Raw genomic sequence first — 5,340 nt, 5'->3', positions numbered from 1 at the left:
GTGGCATCATAAAATGGGTTGGCGATAAAGCGCTCTGCACTCAACTGCGGACGATTCAAATAACCACGCGCTAGACCGTCTCCACCAATGTACAACTCTCCCACACAACCTTTGGCAACCAGCTGTTGAGTATCGGATAAAACAAACGTCTGGCAATTGCTAATACTTTTACCAATTGAATCATGAGACTTGGATACATGGCTGGTAACACACGCCTCTGTCGGGCCGTAAACATTAAAGATTTGCGTGTCACTTAACTCAAGTAATTGCGGTATAAACCCTTCTCCACCTGACACCATTCTGCGTATATGGTCAAAGTTAACTCCACCGATGAAACTCAACAAATGTGAAGGCGTGCTATCGAGATGTGTCACTTTGTATCGACTTATGTATGAACATAATTGATCTGCAGAAAGTAATTCAGCGCGACTTGGGATGATCACCTTAGCGCCAGTCAATAGCATTAAAAATAGTTGCTCAACAGACGCATCGAACGCATAGTTGGCCAATAATATGCCCGTTTCGTAACTCAACTGTTCAAAGCCATAAGATACTTTTTGCGCTGTGATTAGATTCACAACCGAACGGTGCTCCACCATAACCCCTTTAGGTTTTCCAGTTGAGCCCGAGGTGTATATCACATACGCAAGATGCGTAGAACCCAAACCCAAAGTGGCACAGGCAAGATTGTCTGGATTAAAATAATCATATGCCACCCGTTCATCTAGGTTAACGACATCACCAGAATAATCCGCGAGCACACTTAATGCTGATTCATGGCTGACAATCGTCGACAAAGATGCATCATCAATGATGTAATCTATACGTTCCTGAGGATAGTTTGGGTCAATCGGCAGGTAAGCCCCTCCGGCTTTAAGGATCCCCAAGATACCTACAACCATATCAACAGAACGCTCAACACACAGACCAACCAAAGTATCAGGTTTAATATGGTGCATCTCGATTAGATAATTCGCCAGTCGGTTGGCGCGTTCATTCAAAGCTTGATAAGTGAGCTGTTGATCAGCAAAAATTATGGCAACATGGTTAGGTGTTTGTTCCACTTGATGCTCAAAAAGCTCGTGAATGCATCTATCAACAGGATAATCCAGCGCATTATCATTGAGATCATAAACCAGATGCTGCTGTTCACTGTGTGACAACATCGGTAAAGTACGTATAGCGGTGTTAGTCTCACCCACTTCACTGATCCCAGTCATTAATCGGCACAAGTGCTCGCTGAGCCTAGCAACCGTTTTCTCATTGAACAAACTCGTATCATAGGTCCAATGAATATCAGCGCCATTCTCATGTAGATTCAATGCAATGTCTAAATCGAATTTGGCTGCAATGGTTTGTGAGCGATAGGGTCGAATATCTAGATCAGTTAACGCAGCCACATGAGCATTATTACTGACACCATAATCTGTATTTGTGGTGATCATTATCTGAAATAACGGGCTGTGATCAGTGTTGCGAGGCACTTTAAGTCGATCAACTAACTGCTCAAAAGGGACATCTTGGTTGGCTTGCGCTTTTAGATGAACTTGCCTGATATGATGTAAATAATCCGATAACGTGTCATATGCTGTATTAGCTCTGAGCACTAAAGTATTGACAAAAAAACCAATCAGCGGTGCCAATGAGTCATGCGTACGATTCGCCACTGGCGTGCCAACCACAATGTCATGGGTATTGGCATGGCGAGAAATGAGCAGTGACAATGCTGCATGAAAAAGCATGAATGGTGTCAACTTATGTGTATTGGCAACACCCATCAGCCTTTGCGTCACTTCTTTAGACAAGCTTTGACTTATCATCGCACCTTGATGTTGTTGATGTTGCGAACGCACTGTATCCAACGGCAAACTATGAACTGATGGTAAGTTATCTAAGTGCTGCTCCCAGTATTGTAACTGCGTCGCGATTTTTTTTGTTTCCTGATCACTTCTTTGCCATGCAGCATAATCCGCATACTGAATATCAAGCATCGGCAGCGGATTCTGTTTATTGTGATAAAAGGCATCGTAAAGGGTAAAGAACTCTTTCGTCAGCACTTCCATTGACCAGCCATCCGTTGCAATGTGATGCATGTTCAATATGAAGTAACCAACATCCGCCTGTGTTTTGAAGTAGCTCACACGTAGCATCAAATCTTCAGACAGATCAAAAGGCCTTTTTAACTCATCGGCGATTAAACGCGACGCTTCTTGATGGCGCAGTGTTTCATCTAGGTGCGTCAAATCCTGCACGTCAACCGTAAAGTTAATTTGGCTCATGCTTTGAATATGCTGATACATGTCACCATCCACTTCTGAGTAAATGGTGCGAATAACCTCGTGTCTTTCAATGATGGTGTTAAACACCTTATTGAGCAAAGCTAAATCCACGTTTCCCGATACCGTGAGCACTTTGGGAGAATTGTACTCTGGCGTTCCCCCTTGTAGCTTATCAATCAACAATAAGCGTCTTTGTGCAAAAGAAGTCGGCAACCCCTGCTGATGCCTTTGAACTTTTGCAATCTCAGTATGCACTGAACCTGCTTCATTGCCAGCGCTTAATTGACTCAAAAAGTCGATGATGGCGGACTTGTTGGCAATAATTTCCTGTTTAATGTCTGGCGGAAACACCTTCACTTTAAGTTTAAATTTAAGCTCTTCACCTTCTACATGAAGTAGCACGCCCAGCCCAGCGGCTCGCTTAATAATGTCTGCGATATCGATATGCATATTCACAACTTCCTTGCATTAATAAGTAATTACATCGCCAAATGATACAAGTATCTTTCTTTCCCCTTTATATGGGTTTCTTGCATGTGCTTTTAAAACGTTGTCCACTAACAGTAGGTCACCGTTTTGCCAATCAAATTGCATCTGGCATTGTTTATACACAGCGTGAATATGGTCTATGTAGTCATTGGGAATTTTACTACCATCTCCAAAATAGCAATTACGAGGATACAACCTTTCTTCTTCAAACATGACCTTTACGTCTTCTTGAGAAGCAGGGCTCAAGCAATGAAAATGCCAATGCAACACTTGATTTATCCAACTTAGTTCTCCGCTGACGGGGTGCTCTATGACTGCTGGCCTAACTGCACGCGTGATTAATATGTCTCCATCTACCCATTCAAAAGACATGTGCTTTTCACGACACAAGCGCTCAACTGTTTGTTTATCATCGGTATTAAAGATTGTTTTCCAACCCACACCTAAAAAGTCATGGGATTCGTACTTTCTAACATACATGACCTGTTTGTTGATAAATGCTTCTCGCACTTCTTTGTCCAAGTTATTAAGCACTTCTCGGCTGTCAGCAATCGGTGTTTGTCCGCCTACATCAGCTTTCAGCTCACAAGCAAATATCGCCTTAGCTGGAAAAGAATGATTAAACGTGTTCTCGTTGTGCCATAACAAAAATTCAGCATTAGCATAATTAACAGGCCTTTGTACCGACGTATTTTCGGCGACAGGGTAATGCTCACCGTTATATTTCAATGCTTCCAAAAAGAACAAGTCAGAGACTTTCTCAACCGCTTGGTAGTTATTAAAACCCCCACCACGAACGAGCACAGCACCAGCCGAACTCAATATATTCTCAATCTCTCGCGTGTGCTGATATAAGTAATCCAATGCACTTTCGCTACCACTATCAAACTCTATTAAACATGGGCTATAAGGACTATCACTCATTTTTTTATATTCTGGTTTGATATTATTATTATTATTCATAGCATCTCCATCGGCTGAGAATCAGCCGCTTATAACGTTCCTTCTGCAATGACATCTTCATCATTGTGCTCTTCTGCGGTTGTTTGCAAAATCGCTAAACAATCCAATTTATTAGCAATACTTTGTATCGTTGGTTCTTCAAACAATTGCTCAGCATTCATCATCTGATTGAATGCACCTTTGATACGCGCCATCATACGCATAGTCAATAAGGAGTTTCCTCCTAACTCAAAGAAGCTGGTTTGCGTGCAAACTTCCTCTTGTGACAAATCCAGCAACTCCGCCCAAATCGCTGCTAATTTCTGCTCGCTTGGGGTTTGTGCTAATCTGCGTACTGTTTTGCTTTGTGTCTTCTCAAGCTCTATCAGCGCTCGCTTGTCTATCTTACCATTTGGCGTCAATGGCCACTGCTCTAGCGGGACATACATCTCTGGCACCATGTAATCTGGTAAGTTGCTTCTCAACGCATCTTGTAGCTGTGCTGTTGATAGCGCTTGGTTGTTTACACCTTTGATATAAGCTACCAATTGCGGCATGCCCGCAACATCTGTCACCAACACACAAGCCGAGTCTACCTCTGCCAACATACTCAGATGGTGCTCTATCTCCGCCAATTCAATACGATATCCTCTTAGCTTAACTTGCTCGTCTGTTCGCCCTACAAACTCCAGCTTGCCATCATCTAGGTAACGTACTAAATCTCCTGTTCTATATAAATGTTCTGAGCTATTGGCCTGAGTCGCATCATAAAATGGATTGTAAATAAAGCGTTCGGCCGTTAGCGCCGGTTGATGCAAATACCCTCGCGCCAATCCTTCTCCCCCTATGTACAACTCTCCTGTTGCCCCCATAGGTAACAAGTTTTGTTTATCATCCAATACCAGCAATTGTGTATTAACAATGGCCCGGCCAATATTAATGTCTACCGCGCCTTCCATATCCTTCAATGCTTGTTGCCCGAAGATTTCAGCACTACACCCTACTGTTGCCTCTGTGGGTCCATATTCATTGATGAATAAACTGTTTGGCATCATGTTTATTGCTTTACGCGCTAATTCATAAGAGAACGCTTCTCCCCCGACTATCACAACGTGCTTACCTTGTGCCTGTTGCGATAACTCCAACCCTTGTAGGTGGGCTGGTGTAAGCTTGAACATCGCACTTTTTTCCGTGACTATGCTCTCACTCAGCGCTGTCAGAATATTGTTGTTCTCTGGCAGTACTTTCAAGCTAATCCCTCTGACCCAAGCACCAAAAATAGGTGTGACTGTCGCATCAAAACTCAATGACGTACTCATCACCGAACACTCAACATCATCGTGAGGGTAACGCTGCACCTGAGTAAGATAATTCACCACATTTTGATGCGTTAACATCACACCTTTAGGTTGACCTGTTGAGCCTGAGGTATAAATCACATAGGCTAAATTGTTACCATTCAATGTATCTGCACAATGCTGGAGGTCTTCTGTGCTATAGCCTGAAAAAATATGTGTGCTCTGCGCATGTTCTAAATCATCTAGCATCACGATGCTGACTTGTGTCACAACAGCTTTTAGATGTGATTGTGTCAATACCACTTGAACCCGTGAGTCTGAGATAATATGCG

General features: G+C 42.9%; 3 protein-coding genes. All 3 read right to left on the bottom strand.

From position 1 onward, the window contains the following. On the bottom strand, nucleotides 1-2,729 hold a 2,729-nt coding region (locus L1070_RS20050; RefSeq protein ID WP_237126900.1), incomplete at its 3' end, for a condensation domain-containing protein. 18 nt (nucleotides 2,730-2,747) lie between these two features. Continuing rightward, nucleotides 2,748-3,731, bottom strand: a complete 984-nt coding sequence (locus tag L1070_RS20045; protein WP_237126899.1) for a TauD/TfdA family dioxygenase — start codon at nucleotides 3,729-3,731, stop codon at nucleotides 2,748-2,750. A gap of 29 nt (nucleotides 3,732-3,760) precedes the next feature. Further along, the coding region (locus tag L1070_RS20040; RefSeq protein WP_237126898.1) for a non-ribosomal peptide synthetase at nucleotides 3,761-5,340 on the bottom strand (1,580 nt) is incomplete at its 5' end.

The sequence above is a fragment of the Pseudoalteromonas sp. MMG022 genome (genome assembly GCF_021654245.1).
GTDB lineage: Bacteria > Pseudomonadota > Gammaproteobacteria > Enterobacterales > Alteromonadaceae > Pseudoalteromonas > Pseudoalteromonas amylolytica.
Note: the sequence above shows the minus strand (reverse complement) of the source record. Positions and strands in the feature narration are given on the sequence as shown.